At 56.7% G+C, this 21,802-nt stretch carries 19 protein-coding genes; 17 read left to right on the forward strand and 2 right to left on the reverse strand.

What is annotated here, in order from left to right; genetic code table 11:
- Positions 1-157: 157 nt before the first annotated feature.
- The 3 genes from topA to ACR3FB_RS12065 all read left to right on the forward strand — a co-directional run bounded on the left by topA (position 158) and on the right by ACR3FB_RS12065 (position 4,244).
- A complete protein-coding gene (gene topA / locus ACR3FB_RS12055) occupies positions 158-2,797 on the forward strand; it encodes a type I DNA topoisomerase (protein WP_480563566.1) in 2,640 nt (879 codons plus the stop codon).
- A 101-nt stretch (positions 2,798-2,898) separates the two neighbouring features.
- Complete coding sequence (locus ACR3FB_RS12060) at positions 2,899-3,603, forward strand: CoA transferase subunit A (protein ID WP_419740954.1); 705 nt, start codon at positions 2,899-2,901, stop codon at positions 3,601-3,603.
- Positions 3,603-4,244 carry a CoA transferase subunit B gene (locus ACR3FB_RS12065; protein ID WP_170477469.1) on the forward strand — a complete coding sequence of 214 codons (642 nt, stop codon included), beginning with the start codon at positions 3,603-3,605 and terminating at the stop codon, positions 4,242-4,244. Before ACR3FB_RS12060 ends, ACR3FB_RS12065 begins: the two co-directional genes overlap by 1 nt.
- Positions 4,245-4,277: 33 nt before the next feature.
- Here the strand turns inward: ACR3FB_RS12065 and ACR3FB_RS12070 are convergent, their stop codons facing one another.
- Positions 4,278-5,144, reverse strand: coding sequence for a lytic transglycosylase domain-containing protein (locus tag ACR3FB_RS12070; protein ID WP_425083863.1), 867 nt, complete (start codon positions 5,142-5,144; stop codon positions 4,278-4,280).
- Positions 5,145-5,497: 353 nt separating this feature from the next.
- On the opposite strand from ACR3FB_RS12070, the gene ACR3FB_RS12075 reads away from it, so the two are divergent.
- The 14 genes from ACR3FB_RS12075 to pdeM all read left to right on the forward strand — a co-directional run bounded on the left by ACR3FB_RS12075 (position 5,498) and on the right by pdeM (position 21,132).
- Positions 5,498-5,737 (forward strand): Flp family type IVb pilin, encoded by a 240-nt coding sequence (locus tag ACR3FB_RS12075; protein ID WP_425083864.1) that lies wholly within the window; start codon positions 5,498-5,500, stop codon positions 5,735-5,737.
- A gap of 780 nt (positions 5,738-6,517) precedes the next feature.
- Positions 6,518-7,426: a Flp pilus assembly protein CpaB gene (gene cpaB, locus ACR3FB_RS12080; protein WP_425083865.1), complete on the forward strand. Its 909-nt coding sequence runs from the start codon at positions 6,518-6,520 to the stop codon at positions 7,424-7,426.
- A 193-nt stretch (positions 7,427-7,619) separates the two neighbouring features.
- The gene (locus tag ACR3FB_RS12085) at positions 7,620-9,026 is read left to right on the forward strand and encodes a type II and III secretion system protein family protein (protein ID WP_170691138.1); all 1,407 of its coding nucleotides are present in this window, start codon (positions 7,620-7,622) and stop codon (positions 9,024-9,026) included.
- Between the two features lie 17 nt (positions 9,027-9,043).
- Positions 9,044-9,673 (forward strand): OmpA family protein, encoded by a 630-nt coding sequence (locus tag ACR3FB_RS12090; RefSeq protein ID WP_425083866.1) that lies wholly within the window; start codon positions 9,044-9,046, stop codon positions 9,671-9,673.
- Positions 9,674-9,872: 199 nt separating this feature from the next.
- Complete coding sequence (locus ACR3FB_RS12095) at positions 9,873-11,108, forward strand: CpaE/TadZ family protein (protein WP_480563561.1); 1,236 nt, start codon at positions 9,873-9,875, stop codon at positions 11,106-11,108.
- 24 nt (positions 11,109-11,132) lie between these two features.
- The gene (locus ACR3FB_RS12100) at positions 11,133-12,563 is read left to right on the forward strand and encodes a TadA family conjugal transfer-associated ATPase (RefSeq protein WP_170377841.1); all 1,431 of its coding nucleotides are present in this window, start codon (positions 11,133-11,135) and stop codon (positions 12,561-12,563) included.
- Positions 12,564-12,574: 11 nt separating this feature from the next.
- Positions 12,575-13,543 carry a type II secretion system F family protein gene (locus ACR3FB_RS12105; RefSeq protein WP_425083869.1) on the forward strand — a complete coding sequence of 323 codons (969 nt, stop codon included), beginning with the start codon at positions 12,575-12,577 and terminating at the stop codon, positions 13,541-13,543.
- Positions 13,544-13,553: 10 nt separating this feature from the next.
- Positions 13,554-14,528, forward strand: coding sequence for a type II secretion system F family protein (locus tag ACR3FB_RS12110; RefSeq protein WP_425083870.1), 975 nt, complete (start codon positions 13,554-13,556; stop codon positions 14,526-14,528).
- 67 nt (positions 14,529-14,595) lie between these two features.
- Positions 14,596-15,120, forward strand: coding sequence for a tetratricopeptide repeat protein (locus ACR3FB_RS12115; RefSeq protein WP_480563559.1), 525 nt, complete (start codon positions 14,596-14,598; stop codon positions 15,118-15,120).
- A 30-nt stretch (positions 15,121-15,150) separates the two neighbouring features.
- Positions 15,151-16,002, forward strand: a complete 852-nt coding sequence (locus tag ACR3FB_RS12120) for a tetratricopeptide repeat protein (protein ID WP_170377835.1) — start codon at positions 15,151-15,153, stop codon at positions 16,000-16,002.
- A gap of 3 nt (positions 16,003-16,005) precedes the next feature.
- On the forward strand, positions 16,006-16,551 hold the full coding sequence (locus ACR3FB_RS12125) for a prepilin peptidase (protein WP_480563557.1): 546 nt from the start codon (positions 16,006-16,008) through the stop codon (positions 16,549-16,551).
- Between the two features lie 117 nt (positions 16,552-16,668).
- Positions 16,669-17,976 (forward strand): ATPase, encoded by a 1,308-nt coding sequence (locus tag ACR3FB_RS12130; RefSeq protein ID WP_480563554.1) that lies wholly within the window; start codon positions 16,669-16,671, stop codon positions 17,974-17,976.
- A 40-nt stretch (positions 17,977-18,016) separates the two neighbouring features.
- The gene (locus tag ACR3FB_RS12135; RefSeq protein WP_480563552.1) at positions 18,017-20,428 is read left to right on the forward strand and encodes a ligase-associated DNA damage response DEXH box helicase; all 2,412 of its coding nucleotides are present in this window, start codon (positions 18,017-18,019) and stop codon (positions 20,426-20,428) included.
- 41 nt (positions 20,429-20,469) lie between these two features.
- On the forward strand, positions 20,470-21,132 hold the full coding sequence (gene pdeM / locus ACR3FB_RS12140) for a ligase-associated DNA damage response endonuclease PdeM (protein WP_480563550.1): 663 nt from the start codon (positions 20,470-20,472) through the stop codon (positions 21,130-21,132).
- A gap of 24 nt (positions 21,133-21,156) precedes the next feature.
- Here the strand turns inward: pdeM and ACR3FB_RS12145 are convergent, their stop codons facing one another.
- Positions 21,157-21,795, reverse strand: a complete 639-nt coding sequence (locus ACR3FB_RS12145) for a LytTR family DNA-binding domain-containing protein (RefSeq protein WP_480563547.1) — start codon at positions 21,793-21,795, stop codon at positions 21,157-21,159.
- Positions 21,796-21,802: the final 7 nt, after the last annotated feature.

Here is a 21,802-nt window from a genome sequence, read left to right on the forward strand (position 1 = left end):
ACCCTGTAAGGCTTCGCCTGCCCCAAAGGCGTATAGGACGCTGAAATATTGGGTTTTTTCACACTGTAAAAGGAACGCATTGACATTCCGGCCTTGCCCCACACATTTTGCACGACCATAACAGGCGCCCTATTCGTCGAGCGAGGTTTCCCCTTAAATGCCCGTAGTTGTTGTAGAATCTCCGGCCAAAGCAAAAACAATCAATAAGTATCTCGGCCCCGACTACACGGTTCTGGCCTCCTACGGCCATGTGCGGGACCTGCCTCCCAAGGACGGATCAGTCGATACCGACCATGAATTCGAGATGAAGTGGGAGGTCGGCAATGACAGCAAAAAGCACGTCAAAGCGATTGCCGATGCGCTGAAAGAAGACAACGCCCTGATCCTCGCAACTGACCCCGATCGCGAGGGGGAAGCGATCAGCTGGCACTTGCAGGAAGCGCTGACCAAGCGGCGCTCGATCAAGAAAGATACGCCGGTTAGCCGCGTGACCTTCAACGCGATCACCAAAGAGGCCGTCACCCAGGCGATGCAAAACCCGCGCGAGGTCGACATGCCGCTGGTCGAGGCCTATCTGGCCCGCCGCGCGCTGGACTATCTGGTGGGCTTTAACCTGTCGCCGGTTCTGTGGCGCAAATTACCCGGCGCGAAATCGGCAGGCCGGGTCCAATCTGTCTGCCTGCGGCTGATCGTCGAACGCGAGATGGAGATCGAGGCCTTCAAGCCGGTCGAATACTGGTCGGTCAAGGCCCTGTTCGAAACGCCACGCGGCCAAACCTACGAGGCGCGCCTGGTCACCTATGCTGGCAAAAAGCTGGACAAGCACGATCTGAAGGACGCGACGCAGGCAGAGCTGGCTGTTCAAGCCATCACCAGCCGCGCGCTGAGTGTCACCTCGGTCGAGGCGAAACCTGCGGCACGCAACCCCAGCGCGCCTTTTATGACCTCAACCCTGCAACAGGAGGCCAGCCGCAAGTTCGGCATGGGTGCGCGGCACGCGATGCAGGTGGCGCAACGTCTCTATGAGGCGGGCTACATCACCTATATGCGAACGGACGGCATCGACATGGCCCCCGAAGCGGTCGCCGCCACGCGCGATGCGATCTCGGACCGGTTTGGTGCCGAATATGTGCCGGACAGCCCGCGCATCTACAAGAACAAGGCCAAGAACGCGCAGGAAGCGCACGAATGTATCCGCCCGACGGACATCGCGCGCGATGCAAAAGAGCTGAAGGTGACCGATGAAGATCAGCGCAAGCTCTACGATTTGATCTGGAAGCGCACAATTGCCTGTCAGATGGCCGCCGCCCGGCTGGAACGCACTACGGTCGAGATCGGCAGCGACGACGGTCAGGTCGGCCTGCGCGCGACCGGTCAGGTGGTTTTGTTTGATGGCTTCATGCGCGTCTACGAAGAAGGCCGTGATGATGTGGCAGATGACGATGAAAAACGTCTGCCGCAAATCATGCAGGGCGATCCTGCGAAATTTGCCAAAACCTCGCTGCGCGATCAATTCACCAAGGCGACGAGCGACAGCACGGACAAAACTGCCAAACAGGCGATCCTGTCCGATAACGAAGCCGTTCTGGCGCTGCAGCACCATACGCAACCGCCTCCACGCTATACTGAGGCCACTTTGGTCAAACGGATGGAGGAGCTGGGAATCGGCCGTCCTTCCACCTATGCCTCAATCGTAACTACGATTCAGGACCGCGAATATGTGCGTAAGGACAAGAACCGCCTGATCCCCGAAGAAAAGGGCCGGATCGTCACCATCTTTCTGCTGAACTTCTTCCGCCAATACGTGGGCTATGAGTTTACGGCGAATCTGGAAGAAGAGCTGGACGACGTCAGTGCCGGCGATCGTGACTACAAAGATCTGCTGGGCAAGTTCTGGCGCGATTTCTCGGCCGCGATTGGCGAGACGTCTGAGCTGCGAATCTCGGAAGTGCTGGACAAGCTTGACGAGGCGCTGGCCCCGCAATTGTATCCGCCACGTGAGGACGGGTCGGACCCGCGCATTTGCCCGAAATGTGGAACGGGTCAACTGCATCTAAAAACATCTCGGACCGGCGGGTTCGTTGGCTGCGGCAACTATCCCGAATGCACCTATACCCGACCCATCGCGGGCGAAGGGGCCGAAGGGGATGAGCGTCTTCTCGGTGAGGATGCAGGCGATGAGATCTGGCTGAAATCCGGCCGGTTCGGTCCCTATGTCCAGCGCGGAGAGCCGACGCCAGAGAACAAGAAACCCCCGCGCGCCTCTCTGCCGCGTGGGTGGAGCAAGGATGACATAGATCTGGAGAAGGCCCTAACCCTGCTGTCCCTGCCCCGCCAGATTGGTGAACATCCCGAAGGCGGTATGATCAGCTCGAACTTCGGGCGGTTCGGGCCGTATATCATGCACCAACTGCCGGAAGAGGCGAAACCGGTCTACGTCAATGTCAAAGACCCCAATGACGTGTTCGAGATCGGCATGAACCGCGCGGTCGAGATGCTGGCAGAAAAACGCGCCAATCCGGGACGTGGTCGGCGCGCGGCGGCCGCCCCCCTCAAAGAGCTGGGCGAACACCCTGATGGTGGTGCCATGCAAGTTCTTGATGGGCGCTATGGACCTTATGTGAAGTGGGAAAAGGTCAACGCCACCATTCCCAAGGACATCAAGCCCGAAGATGTGACGCAGGAAATGGCCATCGAATTGGTCAATGAACGCGCCGCAAAGAAGGGAACAAAGAAGAAGGCTGCCCCAAAGAAGAAGGCCGCTGCCAAGAAAACAACTAAGAAAACGGCAAGCTAGGGTTGGATAGGTAGAAATACCACCAGCCCTTTGGATTCGTTGACTTCCCCCTGACGCGGCGGCACAACCTGCCCATCACCATGTCATTGGGGGAGTTTTCCATGAAGAAAATCTATGCCAATGCCTCTGACGCGCTCGACGGAGTGCTTTCGGATGGCATGATGATCGCGGCGGGCGGTTTCGGCCTGTGCGGCATCCCGGAACTGCTGCTCGAGGCGATCAAGGATTCTGGCGCGCAGGATCTGACCTTTGCGTCAAACAATGCAGGCGTCGACGATTTCGGTATCGGCATCCTGCTGCAGACCAAGCAGGTCAAGAAAATGATCAGCTCGTACGTCGGCGAAAACGCGGAATTCATGCGTCAGTACCTTGCCGGAGAGCTTGAGCTGGAATTCAATCCACAGGGCACTCTGGCCGAACGGATGCGCGCAGGTGGCGCAGGCATCCCCGGGTTCTACACGAAAACCGGCGTGGGCACCGTGATCGCCGAGGGCAAGGAACACAAAGACTTCAACGGCGAGACCTACATTCTGGAAGAGGGCATCTTTGCCGATCTGGCCATTGTCAAAGCCTGGAAGGCCGATGACACCGGCAACCTGATCTTCCGCAAGACCGCCCGGAACTTCAACGTGCCTGCCGCGACCTGCGGCAAGATCTGCATCGCCGAAGTCGAAGAGATTGTCCCCCGCGGATCATTGGACCCGGATGCGATCCACCTGCCGGGCATCTATGTGCATCGGATCATTCAGGGCGATCACGAAAAGCGCATTGAACAGCGCACCACCCGTAAGAAGGAGGAAGCATAATGCCCCAGGACATCAAAGGGTGGGATCGGAACCAGATGGCCGCCCGTGCGGCGCAAGAGCTTGAAGACGGCATGTATGTAAACCTCGGCATCGGCATTCCGACGCTGGTGGCAAACTATGTGGGCGACAAGGACATCACTCTGCAATCCGAGAACGGCATGCTGGGCATGGGCCCCTTCCCGTTTGAAGGTGAGGAAGATCCTGACCTGATCAACGCTGGCAAGCAAACCATCACCGAGCTGTCACGCACCGCCTATTTCGACAGCGCGACCTCGTTCGCGATGATCCGGGGTGGTAAGATTGCTGCGGCGGTACTGGGCGCGATGGAAGTGGATGAAGAAGGCGACCTGGCCAACTGGATGATTCCCGGCGTTCTGGTCAAAGGCATGGGCGGCGCGATGGATCTTGTGGCGGGTGTCGGCCGCGTGATCGTGGTGATGGACCACACCAACAAGCACGGCAAATCTAAACTGCTGAAAAAATGTACCCTGCCCCTGACGGGTAAGAAGGTGGTGAATCGTATCATCACCAACCTCGGGGTTCTGGATGTGGTTGAAGGCGGTCTGAAGATCGTTGAGATCGCAGAAGGCGTGACCGAAGACGAGATCCGTGCCGCGACTGAGGCGAACATCGTCAACTAAAACAAAATCTGGGCCTGCTGTGACAGGCAGGCCCTAGTTCAGCGTCTGGAAAACGCACCCATCCGAAGCGTAGACAGGCGGCGTCGCGCAGAGCGCTCGCGCGACCTGAAAAGCCGCAAGCACTTTGGGCACATAATCCCGAGTCTCTGCATAAGGCGGCACACCGCTGTGTTTGCGAACGGCCCCCTCGCCGGCATTGTACCCGGCAAGCGCCAATATCGGGTCGTTGTCGAACTCACCCATCAGCCAATCCAGGTATTTGACCCCACCCGAGATATTCTGAGAGGGCTGGAAGCTGTCCTGCACGCCAAACCGCTCGGCCGTAGCTGGCATCAGCTGCATCAGCCCCTGCGCCCCGGCCGAGCTGACCGCGTCGGCCCGTCCAGCTGATTCCACCGAGATGACCGCCAGCACGAGCGCAGGTGAAACATTGGTGCCAATGGTCGAGCGTAGGATATCGCGCCCTTGGTTGTTCACAATACCCTGCAGGGTCTGCAAACGGGGTGTCGAGACGCTTGTAGCGGCCAGGGCGTTGATCGCCGAATCTAGCCTACCCGGTCCGGCTTGTGCCAGTTCGGGCGAGATTTTCTCCCAAAACGCTTTATAAGCGCCTTTCGGCGGCGCCTTGGACGCAACTTTGGGCGTGGTCGACGGCGGCACTTTGGCACGTTTGATGATATCGGGGACCACAAGCTCTGATCCCGTGCTGGGAGCCGAGGGTCTGGATGCATGTTCTTCAGCAGAAATCTGGATATTGATCTTTGGCCGCTGACCCGGCTGGGGCGCCTTGATCCTTTTATAGACACCACGCGGTTCGACCTCATCGGCGCGTACGGTGTCTGGCGTGCATACCAGAAACGCCATTACGCCGGCGCATTTTACTGCGTCCCGGAGATTCATTTGCCTGCCTCATGTTTTCGTTTTGATTGATTTGAAGCCCGAATCTTCGCGTAAAGCCAGAAAAACCAAGCAAATTGGGGCAGTTTCGCCTCATTTGCCGCAAAATTGCATCGCTCTGGGGGTGAGTCAAAAAACCCAAAACATTTTTAATCATTTATTTTCAATGATTTATCACTTTCATGACTAAAAAGTTAAGCCTCGAGCAAAATTTTCCCTGTTTGGCCTAATTCCTGCCACGCACAACAGGCAAACATAGATGCATACCGAGACGATCGGGAGCGGACTGAGAGAGAAAGCTCTGAAAGACGCCGAGGTTTAGACCACTTTTTTTGATCCTTTAGGAGGGACGTAACATGATCAAGTTCATCAAGAACTTCCGCAAAGACGAAGACGGCGCAGTAACAGTTGACTGGGTTGTTCTGACCGCAGCTGTCATTGGCCTGGGTACCGTTGCCTACACCCAGATTTCGGGTGGTGCAGTTGGCCTCGCAACAGACGTTAACACTGCTCTGTCGGGCGCAACCATCAGCACTGGTACAAATAACGGTACCGCAGGTGGTATCACCGGTGAAGGCACAAACGGCGGCAGCTAATATCAAGTCAAAGTTGCCAAGCTTTGCAAACAAAGCGTCGCGTCGGAAATCGGCTCGGCGCTTTTTTTAATGGGCATCACAAATCGCACGGCGCTCGTCTTTTCTTAAGTTTCGGTTCCCATAATTTCTTCTTTTGAAATACGACCTGCAATGAATGCGGCATAAAAATCACTTTTCCGCCCAACTCACGCCATCGCGGCGCAGCTACAATAGCGAGACTTGCCGAACGAGACACCTGTGAATGATCTCTCGCAAGGCAAAGCCATGACTCGACGGCCTTAATAGGTGTATGATGAAAAAGATACTTGGAACATTTAAGACCTCAGAAGAAGGTGCGGTCACCGTTGACTGGGTCGTTTTGACCGCGTTGATCATAGGCCTCGCAACACTTCTTTATTTTGCAATTTCAACCGCAACCGTTGGCCTGAGCGGGAACACGAACACGGCTCTTAGCAGTTCCGTCGTCAGCACCGGCACATCGGCAGGAGGCAGTGGCGGTTTTACCACTGCTGGTACCGCAGGCGGCAACTGATCGCACCAAACACGGCAAGAGGTCTAAGCCAGACAATCGCCATCAAAGGATGGCGATTTTGTTTGTTTTGCATGTCTTGTTGGGATGGTTGTTTGCAAACAGATTCAGGCGTGTCCCGACCTCAAAAATCTGCACGAAAAGTCTGATTTGTCCCACATTTCGACACAATTAGGCATTACTCATACAATGAACAAATTTGATCCTCTGGCTTTTGAAAGCAAAGCCAGTCAGAAATATGAGGTGGATGTATGCGAGCGGTATTCGGACTTGTCCTTATTGTTGGGCTAGCTCTGGCTGGCGGCGCTGTCTACATGGCGCGGAACTATATCGCTGCCTATCAGGACGAACTCGCCCGTGAGCGACAAGCTGCGGCAGCAGCGTTAGAGGCAGCTGCAGCAGAAAACGCGGCTATCGAAGTGATTCCGACCGTAAGTGTCGTTGTATCAAACCGAACCCTGAAATACGGAGAGCGTCTTGTAGAAGACGACGTGCGCGTCGTTGATTGGCCAGAAAACGCGATCCCAGAAGGCAGCTTCACCGATCTGGCTGTTCTATTCCCTGAGACTGCTGGTAAAGACCGTTTTGTTCTTCGCACGATGGAAAAAGACGAAGCACTAATGGAAGTTAAAGTCACCCAACCCGGCGAAGGGGCAGGTCTAACGTCTCAATTGGACAAAGGCATGCGCGCTTTCGCGATTCGGGTTGACGTGGCTTCGGGCGTTTCCGGCTTCTTGCGCCCTGGGGACTTTGTCGACGTCTACTGGACCGGTTCGCGTCGCGGGACTACCGCCGAAGCGAACGGCGAGATCACTCGCCTGATTCAGCCCCGAGTTGAACTGATCGCCATTGACCAAATCGCAGGCACGGATGTAACCGGAACGACCATCGCGCGTACGATCACCGTTGCGGTCACACGTGAACAGGTTGCTGTACTCACTCAGGCGCAGAACACTGGCAGACTTACGCTTGCCCTTGTCGGAATCGAAGACGAAACCGTGTCATCCGAAGTTATTGAGATCGACCAACGCGCTTTGCTCGGGGTTGTCGAGGAAGAAGCTGCCCCGGTCCCAGAACGCGTAGAACAACCGGTGTGTAAAACTCGAATCCGTCGCGGCGGCAGTGACATAGCAGATGACGTAATCGCCTGCACAAACTGACGCCTATTCAGGACCTTACACCTGCTGAGCCGCGCATTAAGCGCGGCTCTTTTCATTCTTATGTTGCCAATTGCCCACATAAGGAAACTTCCGGAAACCCTTGATTATTGCAATAAATTCCGTTTTCGCGCAGAGTCTCGCCTATAGGGCACAAGACCCATAAAAACGAGGCGTGATCGGAGAGGCAGGTCACATGAAAATACGTTCCTGGATCAGCGCAACCCTGCTGGGGTTGTCGCTCGTTGTAAGCCCAGTCGGCGATGCCGCTTGGGCCGAAACTCTTCGCGTGGTGAAAAAGGGCACAGTGGAAACGCTGGAAGTACCTGTAAACCGCGCGATCGTTGTTGAAAGTGAAGAGCCGTTTGCCGAACTGAGTATCGCGAATGCCGGCATTGCTGACATCTCGTCGCTTTCAGATCGCACGATTTATGTTTTGGGTAAGGCGCCCGGTCTGACGACGCTTACTCTGTTCGATGGCGCGGGCATGCTTCTGGCCAATGTTAGGGTGCGCGTAGCCCCAGACATTACAGAGTTCAAAGAACGCCTGCGGCAGATTCTGCCTAATGAGCAAATCGAAGTGCGCACAGCCAATGATGGAATCGTTTTGTCCGGGACAGTCTCGGGCTCAGCCAAACTTGCGCGTGCTCTGGAACTGGCGGAACGCTATGCCCCGGATCGGGTGTCAAACCTGATGTCGGTTGGCGGCGTTCAGCAAGTCATGCTGAAGGTGCGCTTTGCGGAAATGAACCGCTCGGTTGCGAAAAACCTGTCAACATCGCTTGGCTTTGGCGGCGGTGACGTTACAGCGGGTTTCAACACCCTCAACACCCAGGGTGCGTTGAGTAATGCTCTGGCGAACAACATTCCGATTTCGCAATCCAATACTGGTGCAATTCTGTTCGGTTTTGGCGCCGGATCAACGCAAGTGCGACTGCTGATTGAAGCCCTTGAAACCAAGGGATTGGCACGTACTCTGGCAGAACCAAACTTGTCCGCCCTTTCGGGTCAGCAAGCAACCTTCCTCGCCGGTGGTGAAGTCCCGATTCCAGTTCCTCAGGATGACGGTGTTGTCGCCATCGAATACCGTGCGTTCGGTGTTGAAATCGATTTCATTCCGCGCGTGGTCGACGGTGATCTTATCAACTTGGAACTTGGTACAGCGGTATCGAGCATTGATGAGTCTTCGGACTTTACGATCAACGGCGATTCGGTGCCAAGCTTCATTACCCGCCAGACCTCAACTACCATTGAACTACGCGACGGTGAAAGCTTTGCAATCGCGGGCCTCATTCAAGATGACTTCGCAGATCTGAGCAATCAGGTGCCATGGTTGGGCGACGTTCCTGTTCTGGGCACCTTGTTCCGAAGCGCTCAATACCAGCGTGAACAGAGTGAGTTGGTTATCATCATCACTGCGCATCTGGTCACGCCGACCCGTGGGGAAACACTTGCTTTGCCGACAGATCGAGTAAAACCCCCCAGCGAGTTTGACCTGTTTATCAACGGTCGCGTCGCTCGGACCGAGCGCGCAGGCGCAGGTGGCGCATCGGAAGTGGCCAAGCAAGATTTTGGCAGTTCCTATGGCTATATTCTGGATTGATGAGGAGGTTAGGACCAATGAAAACGTTGATACTCACCTTAGGTCTTTCGGTCGCAGTTACCGCATGTACACGCGAAGCCGGGTATGAAATTGATGCGGGAACCTTTGGCAATGCGACGCTGAATAACTCGCAGGTCATGAACGGTGAACTGACATACGCTCAGATTCTGAGCCGTCGGTTCGCATCTGAAGTGCCTAGCCAGGTGAACTTTGCCTTCAACAGCTCACAACTGGATGCATCGGCCCAGCGAATTCTGTTGCAGCAGGCGGATTGGATCAAACAATTCCCCGAAGCACGTTTTCGTGTTTATGGCCACACGGACGCAGTTGGCTCCGCCAGCTACAACAAGAGCCTTGGCTTGCGTCGGGCACAGGCTGTTGTGTCCTTCTTTGCCCAACAGGGAATCTCGCGGTCACGACTAGAGGCGGTGGTTTCTTTCGGCAAAACGCGCCCACTAGTTGCTACAACGAATCGCGACCGCCGGAATCGCCGGACGGTAACCGAGGTTTCGGGCTTTGTGGATCGCTTACCGCAGACGCTGGATGGCAAGTACGCTGATATCATCTACCGCGAATACGTCGAAAGCGCGACTTCGATATCAGCTATCCAAGAGGTCGAAGCCACAGGCGGCGACGGTGGTGGATAATCCCATCTGAACGGGCGGCATCGTCGCCCGTTTCCCTACAATTGGTTCTTTTGCGCCAAATTCTCGCCCAACTTCCAAGCAACATTGTGAACAATAGGGTGACCTGCGGGCAAAATTGACCGCATTGGGGCGACAGCAAATCTACCCGAGCGTAAACGTTCGCAAGAAATGCCAAGCCCTCTCTACGAGGATTGTGTATATGAGTAGCGCGACGCCGCAAGACAACGACTCGGGAATTCTGGCCTGCACGATCAGCCGGGATGTCCAGAACTTTGATCTATTGATCGAAGACATGGAAACCATTCTGGGTGAGCGTTGGGGCGATCTTGGCTTTGCCGAAGCTCTAGCGTTTTTCAGCCAACCCGAAGCGGAAACACTGGAATTCGTCGCCTTGGCCATTGATGGTGAAGATGAAGACAACCTCTCGTTGATGGGCGAAATCATCACCCAGGCAAAAGACAAGAAGATCAAAGTGGTGCTTATTGCCGAGGACGTGACCCCCGCCTCGCTACACCAGCTTTTGCGCAAAGGCGCGGATGAATTTGTCCCCTACCCGCTTCCTGAAGGCGAACTGAACGAAGCTATCGAGCGAATGAACAAGCCCGATCCCGTGGTTGCAGCACAAGCAGCCTCTGCCAATCTGACCAGTGGCGAATCAAAAGAAGGCGCTCTGTTCGTCGTACAAGGTCTGGCGGGCGGTGTCGGCTCCACGACACTGGCTGTAAATCTGGCTTGGGAACTCGCCACAATCTCGGACAAGGACGCGCCTTCTGTCTGTCTGATCGACCTGGATCTGCAATACGGCACGGTCTCGACCTATCTAGACCTGCCCCGCCGTGAAACCGTTTTCGAGATGCTGTCTGACACTGCGTCAATGGACGATGAGGTCTTCTCTCAAGCGCTTCAAAGCTATGAAGAAAAGATGCAGGTTCTGACGGCTCCATCCGACATGGTGCCGTTGGATCTGATCACACCCGAAGACATCCAGCGCGTGATAGATACGGCGCGCAAGCATTTCGACTATGTGATCGTGGACATGCCCAAGACATTGGTTTTGTGGTCAGAAACCATTCTTCAGGCTGCTCATGTTTATTTCGCCATGATCGAGCTGGACATGCGCTCAGCTCAGAACGCATTGCGTCTGAAACGCGCCTTGCAGGCCGAAGAGCTGCCGTTCAACAAATTGCGTTTCGCCCTAAACCGGGCCCCGAAATTCACTGATTTGAATGGTAAGGGGCGCATCAAACGTATGGGCGAAAGCCTTGGAATCTCGATCGACCTGCAATTGCCCGATGGCGGCAAGCCGGTGATGCAAAGCGGCGATCATGGCCTGCCATTGGCCAGTTCGGCCGCTAAAAACCCGCTGCGTCGCGAAATTGCCAAGCTTGCAAAGTCGCTCCACAGCCTCGGCAGCAACGACGCCGAGGCCGCATAACACAACCCCAAGGGAAGAGCCGCCATGTTTTCCAGATATAAGAAAGCGTCTGATGCGCAGCCGGTCGAGACTCCGGCCAAAGCGCCCGAAGCGGCCCCCGCAGCGCCAACGGCAACAGCAGTTGCACGCAAGCCCGTTCAGAAGAAAGCTGGCGAGGTCACGAGCGCCGACCGCGACCGTAAACGGAAAGAGCGCCTGAGTGAGATCAAGATTGAGCTGCACCGGGAGCTACTGGAAAACCTGAACCTCGCCGCCCTCGAAAACGCAGGTGAGGCCGAGCTTCGCACCGAGATCAGCGCAATTGCAAGCGAGGTTCTGGAAGCCAAAAGCATCGTTTTGAACCGAGACGATCGCACTCAGCTGAACAAAGAGCTCTATGACGAGGTCACAGGCCTCGGCCCGCTTGAGACCTTGCTCCGCGACGAAACGGTCAACGATATTCTGGTGAACGGCCCGCAACAGATTTTTGTCGAACGTGCGGGTAAGCTAGAACTCAGCGATATTACGTTTAAGGACGAAAAACACCTGATGCGGATCATCGACAAGATCGTGTCCGCTGTGGGTCGTCGTGTTGATGAATCCAACCCTTATGTTGACGCCCGTCTGGCCGATGGATCGCGTTTCAATGCGATGGTTCCTCCGATTGCTGTTGATGGCTCGCTGGTCTCGATACGTAAGTTCAAAAAAGACAAGCTGGGTATCGATGATCTGGTCAATTTCGGTGCGTTCACCGAAGAAATGGCCGCCTATCTTCAAGCCGCCGTTTCGACACGCCTGAATATCATCGTCTCGGGCGGTACGGGTTCCGGTAAAACGACCACTCTGAACGCGCTTTCGAGCTTTATTGACGACGCTGAACGTATCTTGACAATTGAGGATACAGCGGAACTTCAACTGCAGCAGACTCACGTCGGCCGGATGGAAAGCCGCCCGCCCAACGTTGAAGGTAAAGGTGAGGTCAGCCCTCGCGATTGTCTGAAAAACGCCCTGCGGATGCGTCCCGACCGCATCATCGTGGGTGAGACTCGTGGTGCCGAGGTGATCGACATGCTCCAGGCGATGAACACCGGCCACGACGGCTCGATGACCACAATCCACGCGAACTCGGCGCGGGATGGTATCTCGCGTCTCGAGAACATGATCGCGATGGCGGGGATCGAAATGCCGATCAAGGCGGTTCGCAGCCAGATCTCAAGCGCTGTGAACCTGATCGTACAGGCCAGTCGTTTGCAGGATGGCTCGCGTCGCATGACCTCGATCACCGAAATTACCGGGATGGAAGGCGATGTGATTTCGATGCAAGAAATCTTTCGTTTCCAACGCGTTGGCCTGACACCCGATAACAAAATCATTGGTCATTTCACCGCCACCGGCGTGCGCAGCCACTATTCCGAGCGCTTCCGCCTGTGGGGCTTTGACCTGCCCTCGTCCATCTACGACCCAACCACAATGTAGGAGATTACGACATGCAATTGCCTATGGAGGCTCTCATCTATGTCGCCATCTTCGTGGGCGTTCTTGCCCTGGTGGAAGGCATCTATCTTGTAGCGTTCGGCAAATCCATCAGCCTGAACAGCCGGGTCAACCGTCGTCTGGACATGCTCGACAAGGGTGCGGGCCGCGAGCAAGTTCTGGAACAGCTGCGCAAGGAAATGCAGCAGCATATGAAAACGCAGAGCATCCCTCTGTATTCGCTACTTGCTGACAAGGCCCAAAAGGCTGCTATCGCGTTTACGCCAAGACAACTGATCATGATCATGGGTCTTGTTTCGGCCGCGGCTTTTGTAGCTCTCAGCATTGGTACGGCAACAGATACGGTCTTGCGCACAGCTATTTCTATTGCCATCGGCGTCGGTGCTGTTTTCATGTGGGTCAGTAGAAAAGCCAATAAACGCATGAGCATGATCGAAGAGCAGCTTCCCGACGCGGTTGAGCTGATGGTCCGCTCGCTACGGGTCGGCAACCCTTTTGTGTCTTCGGTCCAGATCGCGGCGAACGAGGTTCAGGATCCCCTTGGGACCGAACTGGGCATCATCGCCGATGAATGCGCCTATGGTCGAGATGTGGGCGAGGCGCTCAAAGACATGGCCGAGCGCTTGGACATGCAGGATTTGCGCTTTCTCGCGGTCGCAGTCGGTATTCAGCAACAGTCAGGTGGCAACCTGGCTGAAATTTTGGCCGGCCTAGCACAGGTGATCCGAGCCCGTTTCCGCTTGTTCCGCAGGGTCAAAGCGATCACCGCCGAGGCGCAGTGGTCCGGAAAGTTCCTGTCGGGTTTCCCAATAGCATGCCTCATCTTCATTCTGGTCAAAGACCCCGGCTATTATGACGAAGTGCTGGATCACCCGTGGTTCATTCCGCTGTGTTTCTTTGTCGGCATCATGCTGACACTCAACCTGATCGTCATGAAGATCATTACCAACATCAAGGTCTGAGGTCAGTTCAATGGAATTCCTAACCTCCATCAACAATGTCTTAACACAACACCTTGGTGAGTTCGGCCCCCTGATCGTGGTTGGCGTACTTGGTTTCGTGTTGATTGCCGTGGCCGTTCTGCTGATGCTAAACCAGCCGGAAGATCCGCTAAAGAAGCTGCAACGCAGCACGACGCCGCCGCGGAAAGAGAAAAAAACCAAAAAAGACCAACTGCGAAACGGCGGTCGGAATGAACAGCTCGAGAAATTTGCCACTTTCCTTGAGCCCAAGAGTGAAGAGGAGCTTTCCGCCGTTCAATTGACGATGCGGCAGGCTGGCTACCAGTCGAAAGATGCCGTTCGTTTCTATCACTTTGCGCAGTTCGCGCTTGGCATATTAGGCATTTTGTTCGGAGTGCTGTGGGTAACGGTGTTCTCGGGCGGTCAGGAATTCACCGGAACACAATTGTTGATCCGCGTTCTGATCCCCGGCGCAATTGGCTACTATATCCCCAAATATTGGATTACACGCCGCGTGGAAGAGAGAAAACAGGCCATCACAGCGGCCTTTCCAGACACGTTGGACTTGATGCTGGTCTGCGTCGAAGCTGGTCAATCCCTAGATCAGGCTATCGTTCGAGTGGCGTCGGAAATGAAAAGCTCCTACCCCGAGATTTCTCAGGAATTCGAGGTTGTGGCATATGAGATGAAAGCCGGTAAAGACAAAGACACAGTTCTGCGTGATTTCGGAACCCGCTGCGGGGTTCAAGACGTCAGGGCGTTTGTGACCGTAATGATCCAATCCGCCACATTCGGTACCTCCATCGCCGAAGCCCTGAGGGTTTATGCCGGTGAAATGCGTGACAAACGCGTGATGCGCGCGGAAGAAGCGGCTAACAAGTTGCCTACCAAGATGACTCTGGTCACAATGATGCTGACGGTACCACCGCTGCTGGTTATTCTGGTCGGACCGTCTGCAGGTGTCATTGCGGAATTCGGAAAGTGAAGTAGCTTCGATGCAACCAGAAAAAGGCTGTGCCTTACGTAGGCTTCGCCGAAGTTTTCAGGCCATCATGGTTTTCGCCATGGTGGCCTCTTGCACGGAAGCGAGCCTGTCGGATGACCTCGATGCGCCGGGTATAGATCCGACGGGACAGGCCGAAGACAACATCGCCGTTGGAAACCGCCTGATGGCTGCGGGAGAATACGAGCTGGCCCTCGACAGCTTTACCCGCGCCGCGCTGGAACAAGGGATGACGCCGCAGGTTCTGACCTCATTGGGAACGGCAAATCTGGGGCTGCGTCGTTTGGGGCAGGCCGAAACCCTTCTGCGCCGCGCGGTCGAGGATGACACGGACTGGCCCATCGCCTGGAACAATTTGGGTGTCCTGCTGATGGAGACGCGACAATACCCCGAAGCGGAACAGGTGTTTCGACGGGCGTTTGCCTTGGACAATGGCGAAAGTGACGCAATCCGCGACAATCTTCGCTTAGCTATCGCAAAAATGGAAAATCCTGTTAATACTATTGACCAAGAACAAGAATATACGCTGGAGCAGCTAGGCGACGGGCAATTTTCGCTACGCAAAATCCAGTAAACGAGGCAAGAGCAGTAAAAGGACGCAAAAATGCGCCAACAATTCTTGATTCCGTCACTCGTGGTCACTGGGTTGATCCTGTCCGCCTGTGCAAAAGAAACCGAAGAGGAAAAGGTCGAACGTACATTTCAGGAGGTGAACGTCATTGACGAAACCAACCTGAACGACGTGCTTCTGACCGCGGCCGACCCCAACGAGGCGGTCACCTATTTCCATAATGCCGCCGCCAAAAACCCGGACCGGATCGACCTGCAGCGCGGGCTTGCGATCTCGCTGGGTCGCGCCAAACGCTCGACCGAGGCGGCCGCTGCGTGGAAACGCGTGACGACCATGAACGGTGCCAATGCGGCCGACCGGGTCGAATACGCGGATGCGCTGGTGCGCAATGGGGATTGGAACACAGCCCACACCGTTTTGAACTCGGTCCCACCGACTCATGAGTCGTTCAAGCGCTACCGGCTTGAAGCCGTCGTCGCGGATTCCCGCAAGGAATGGAAACGCGCCGATCACTTCTATGAAACGGCCGTGGGCCTAACCACGCGCCCGGGTGGAGTGATGAACAACTGGGGCTATTCCAAGCTGACCCGCGGGCAATATGCCGAGGCCGAACGCCTGTTCACCGAAGCCGTCCGCCAGGACAAGAGCCTGTTTACAGCCAAAAACAATCTGGTTCTGGCCCGGTCGGCGCAGGGAAATTACAGCCTGCCAGTGGTGCCCATGACACAGGTTGAGCGCGCCCGGCTGTTGAACACGATGGCAATTTCCGCGGTGAAACAAGGGGATACGACAACCGGCAAGAACCTCCTCCGCGAAGCGATTGCGACACACCCCCAGCATTTCGATGAAGCCGTCCGCTCGCTTCGCGCGCTCGAGGAAAGCTGACACATGGCGATACCGGCCTATGCGGCAGCATGGTTTCTGCCCTTTGTGCTGCCGATCTGCTTTTACGTCGCGTTCACGGATATGCGCGAAATGAAGATCAAGAACCACGCCGTAACGGCCTTGGTTCTGGTCTATATCGTCGTTGGGCTGTTTGTGCTGCCTCCGTGGTCGACAGGGCTGATTGGAGGGCAGATCGGCCCTCTTGATATCGCATTGCCTATCTATGTCTGGCAATTCCTGCATATCTTCGTGGTTCTGCTTGCCGGTATCATCCTGAACGCCGCCGGAGCGATGGGCGCGGGCGATGCCAAGTTTCTGGCCGCAGCCGCTCCGTTCATCTGGTTCGCGGATTTGATTCTGCTCATGGCTATTCTGATGGCCTGTACTTTGGGGGCCGTAGCGACCCACCGTTTGGCGAAGCACACAAGGCTGCGCACGATTGCCCCACATTGGGATAGTTGGGACAAGGGCAAAAAGTTCCCGATGGGGCTGGCCCTATCCGGTTCGCTTGCCATGTATCTGATTCTTGGGACTGTTCTCGGATCGTAAACTATCATCTGCGCGCCTTGTCGCTGCCTTGGTCCCGCCACAAAGCTGCGCCAGATTTCACACAACTGGCCTGCTTTGGGGCCTTTGGTGTGACATCAGAACAGACGAGTCCCGCTCATGAATATGCAGACCTCCGCAGTTATGGCGCCCCCTGCCCCGAAGGGTTTGGGTGAAATGCAGCTCCCGCTTGTGATGATGCGGGACATTTTGCTGAAGACGATCTTTCGCAAGAATGCCAGCACCGTGACCGAAGTGGCCGAAGCCGTCTGCCTGCCCGGCTCTGTCACGCAGGAACTAATCGACATTGCCCGTGACCAAAAATTACTTGAGGCCACAGGCATACTGAACGCCAATAGCGGCAATGAGATGGGCTATCAGCTGACCGACGCCGGCAAGGCCCGTGCGTTGGACGCGCTCAGCCAGTCGGAGTATTTCGGTGCGATGCCCGTACCGCTGGATGTGTATCGCGAGCAGGTCAAACGCCAGTCGATCCGCAATATTCAGGTCACGCGGGACCAACTGACCAATGCGATGGGTCACCTGGTTTTGCCCGACAGCCTGCTGGATCACCTCGGCCCCGCGGTCAGCGCGGGCCGCTCGATCCTGATGTATGGCCCTCCGGGGAATGGTAAGTCCTCGATCTCGAACGGTATTCGGGACGCGTTGGGTGATAATGTCTATGTCCCCTACGCGATCGAATATGCCGGTCAGGTGATCACCGTTTATGACCCGATCGTACATACCGCGATTGAGCAGGAGCCTGACGACCCCAACAGCCTACGCCGCCGCAAGAGGTTCGATTCGCGCTATGTTCAGTGCGAGCGCCCAACTGTTGTGACCGGTGGTGAACTGTCGCTCAGCATGCTGGACTTGGTCTACAACCCCACCGCACGGACTTATCAGGCCCCGCTGCAGCTGAAATCAACCGGCGGTATCTTTATCGTGGACGACCTTGGACGACAGGCCGAACCCCCTCAGGCCCTCGTCAACCGCTGGATTGTTCCGCTGGAAGAAAACAAGGATATCCTCGGCCTGCAATCGGGTGAAAAGTTCGAAGTCCCCTTCGATACGCTGGTCATCTTCTCGACCAACTTCCACCCGAATGAGATCTTCGACCAAGCGGCTTTGCGCCGAATCTTCTTCAAGATCAAGATTGATGGTCCGAACCAAGAGAACTTCCTGAAGATCTTCGCCATGGTCGCCCGCAAACGCGGAATGCCGCTGGATGAGGCCGCGTTGGTGCATCTATTGAAGGTGAAATACCCGACCATCGACAACATCTATGCGAACTACCAGCCGATCTTCCTGATCGACCAGATGATCTCGATCTGTGAGTTCGAGGGCATTCCGTATCAAATGAGCCCCGACCTGATCGACCGCGCCTGGGCCAACATGTTCGTCAAAGACGAGAAAATCGTCAAATAACGCCGTGCCATTTCCGGGATGACAGGGGTAGTCTGCGCATATGACGCAGATTCCCGCCCGGATCGGCACTTGGTTCAGCACCAAGGGCTGGACCATCCACCCTCATCAGCAGGACATGTTCGACCGGGCGCAAGACCCGGCCACTTTGCTGATTGCACCCACTGGCGGCGGCAAAACGATGGCGGGGTTTCTGCCCTCATTGGCCGAGCTTTCGGATGGCGCGCATAGCGGGTTGCACACGATCTACGTGTCGCCCCTAAAAGCCCTTGCAGCGGACATCAAACGGAACCTGCGCACGCCCGTGGACGAGATTGGCCTGCCTATCCGTATTGAGGACCGCACCGGCGATACCTCAGCCACGCAGAAAAAACGCCAACGCGCTGACCCGCCGCATATCCTGCTCACCACGCCCGAGAGTCTGGCTCTGCTGACCTCATATGAGGACGCACCACGCATGTTTGATGGGGTGCAGCGTGTGATCGTCGATGAAATTCACGCTTTGGCCGAAAGCAAACGCGGGGATCAACTGATGCTGGCGCTGGCGCGGCTTCAGACTTTGTGCCCGAACATGCGCCGCGTGGGTTTGTCAGCCACGGTCGAGGACCCTCAGGCCATTGCCCGCTTTCTGGCCCGTCACCCCGACCCGTGTCAGATCATTCAGGCCGACCCCGGCCCTGATCCCGACATCGCGATGCTGGAAACGGCCGAGATGCCGCCATGGTCGGGCGGAGGCGCGGCCTATGCGATCCCGGCAGTGCTGGACCAGATCCGCCAACACAAGACGACTCTGGTCTTCCACAACACCCGCGCGCAGGCCGAGATTTTCTTTCACAATCTGTGGCTTGCAAACGAGGACAGCCTGCCCATCGGAATCCATCACGGCAGTCTGGATCGCCAGCAGCGCGAAAGGGTCGAGGCCGCCATGGTCCGAGGTGACCTGCGCGCCATCGTCTGCACCGGCTCTCTCGATTTAGGCATCGACTGGGGTGACGTTGATCTGGTCATTCAGATCGGCGCGCCCAAGAACGTCAAGCGGCTGGTGCAGCGAATCGGACGGGCAAATCACCGCTACAACGCGCCGTCCAAAGCCCTGCTGGTCCCCGCCAACAGGTTTGAAGTGGTCGAATGCGTGGCCGCGCTTGAGGCCGCAAAAGCCCATGATCTGGACGGAGAGCCGCGCGGCGCAGGCCCCCGAGACGTGCTGTGCCAACACATCCTGATCGCGGCATCTGCGGGACCGTTGGATGCGGATGCTTTGTTCGCTGAAATGACCTCGGCCGGACCGTTTGCGCAACTGACGCGGCCCGAGTTTGACGACTGCCTCGATTTCTGCGCGACCGGTGGCTATGCCCTGCGGGCCTATGACCGGTGGCAACGGTTGCAGCAACGCGCCGACGGTTTGTGGCAGCTACGTGACCCCCGCGCCGCGGCCCGCATTCGGATGAACCTCGGCACCATTCAGGACAGCGACACCCTGAAAGTCCGCCTGAAACGCAGCAGGGGCGGTAAACCACTGGGCGAGGTGGAGGAGGCTTTTGCAGCCACTCTGACCCCCGGCGACACCTTCCTGATCGGCGGTCAGATCGTGCGCTACGAGGGCCTGCGCGAGCTTGTGGTCGAAGTCAGCCGCCGTGCCGACAAGAAGCCCAAAATCGCCACGTTCGCGGGAACCAAGTTCGCCACCTCAACCCAGCTCAGCGACCGTATCCTGCGCATGTTTGCGCAGACCGACTGGCCTCAGCTGCCGCAACACACAGCCGACTGGTTGAAGTTGCAGCGGCATGTCTCTCGCCTACCCCAACGCGACCGCCTGCTGGTCGAGAGCTTTCCCAGCGACGGGCGCGAGCATATTTGTGTCTACGGCTTCGCCGGACGCAATGCGCAACAAACCTTGGGCCTACTCCTCACCAAACGCATGGAGGAAACAGGCCTTGCCCCTCTCGGATTTGTTGCGACCGACTACGCGACCCTGATCTGGGGCTTGGATGCAGTGACCGATCCGACGCCTCTGTTTCGGATCGATGCGCTGCGCGACAGGTTGGACACATGGCTGGCTGGCAATGCCGTCATGAAGCGCACCTTCCGCGTCTCGGCCACCATCGCAGGCCTGATCGAGCGCAACACTGGCGGGCAACGCAAAAGCGGTCGGCAGGCTACTTTTTCGTCAGATATCCTCTACGACACGCTGCTGAAATACGACCCCGACCACCTTTTGATGCAGATCACCCGCGAAGAGGCCATGCGCGGCCTTGTCGATTTCGGCCGGATCGAGGCGATGGTCGAACGGATTGGCGACCGGATTGATCTGGTTCGGCTGGACCGCGTGTCACCTCTCGCCGCACCCTTGTTCCTAGAAGTTGGAAAAGTTCCGGTAAAAGGGGCCGGCGAAGAACGTTTGTTGGCGGAGGAAAGTGCGCGATTGCTGCAGGCGGCCGGGCTGGATACCCTCTGATCCACCTTGCGCGGGCGCGCAAAACGCGCGAAGAACGTTGCGTGAACAAGGTTGAGTTTTCCTTTGCAGGGCAGAACCTGAGCGCCCTACCCTCGGGCGCATTGTGGTGGCCCGAGCGGCAATTGCTGTGCGTATCCGACCTCCATCTCGGCAAGTCCGAACGCATGGCCCGACGCGGTGGCGCGATCCTGCCGCCCTATGAGAGTCAGGACACGTTGGACCGGCTGGCCGCGGATCTGGAGCGTACGGGCGCCGCGACCGTGATCTGCTTGGGGGACAGCTTTGATGATCTGGACGCCTCCCTGTCGCTGCCCGACCCCGAGAGGCTGCGCATTGCCACCCTCCAAGCCGGTCGTCGCTGGATCTGGATCGAAGGTAATCACGACCCAGGCCCAGTTGAACTCGGCGGCACGCATCTGGCCGAGTGGACTTGCGACACGCTCACCTTTCGCCATATCGCACAGTCCGGGGCACTAAGCGAGATTTCAGGTCACTATCACCCAAAGGCCACGCTGCGCGCGCGTGGCCGCAGCATTACACGCCCGGCTTTTCTGTTCGATTCAAATCGTCTGATCCTGCCCGCCTTTGGCACCTACACAGGCGGGTTGCGCAGCTCGGATCAGGTTTTGACTGGTCTGATGGGACCGAAGGCATTGGCAATCCTAACGGGCCCTAAACCGCAGATGATCCCAATGCCTCGCTGAGACGAAAGGACGTCGTGCAGCGCCTCAGATCAGGCCGTCCTCTTCCAGCATCGGCCGGTACTTGCGGCTGACCGGAACAAGATCTCCATTGACCAGACGCAGGAAGATCTTGCCCTCTAACCGCTCAACACCCGCCACGGCCTCATCGCACACCCAATGCGACCGGTGCGAGCAATGGCCCGGTACAGGTTCCATCTCGTCTATGGCATCGGTAAAGCGAGAGCGGATCGTAAAGGTCCCTTCGGAGGTAACGACGTCCACATTGTGGTCGCGCACGGTCAGGCGGTAGAACTCACCCTGAAAACTCTCGGGCAGACGGCGCGCAAGCCGTGGCATCGGCTTTAGCTCAGGTTCGGCTTCGACCTTGCCATCGTGCCATTCGGCCCGACGCACCAGCAACAGGCCTGTGGCAAACAATATGCCGTAACTGGCAACAGTAGCCATCTCAGGTGCCATATGACCACCCCAGGTGAACAGCAACCACGCCAAAAGCCAGAGGGTCGGAGTGAACATCGCAAGAATCACAACCGCATAGGCCAGATCGCGCGCGGGCAGCTGCTCCAAAACCTGATGTCGTTCAATCACATTCCGCGCGGCCCAAATGGCGGCCAAAGCCAACACCATAACGCCGACCCAGAACAGCAAACGCAGGGAAAAAGGCAAATCCGCG

The organism is Ruegeria sp. AO1 (genome assembly GCF_056535985.1).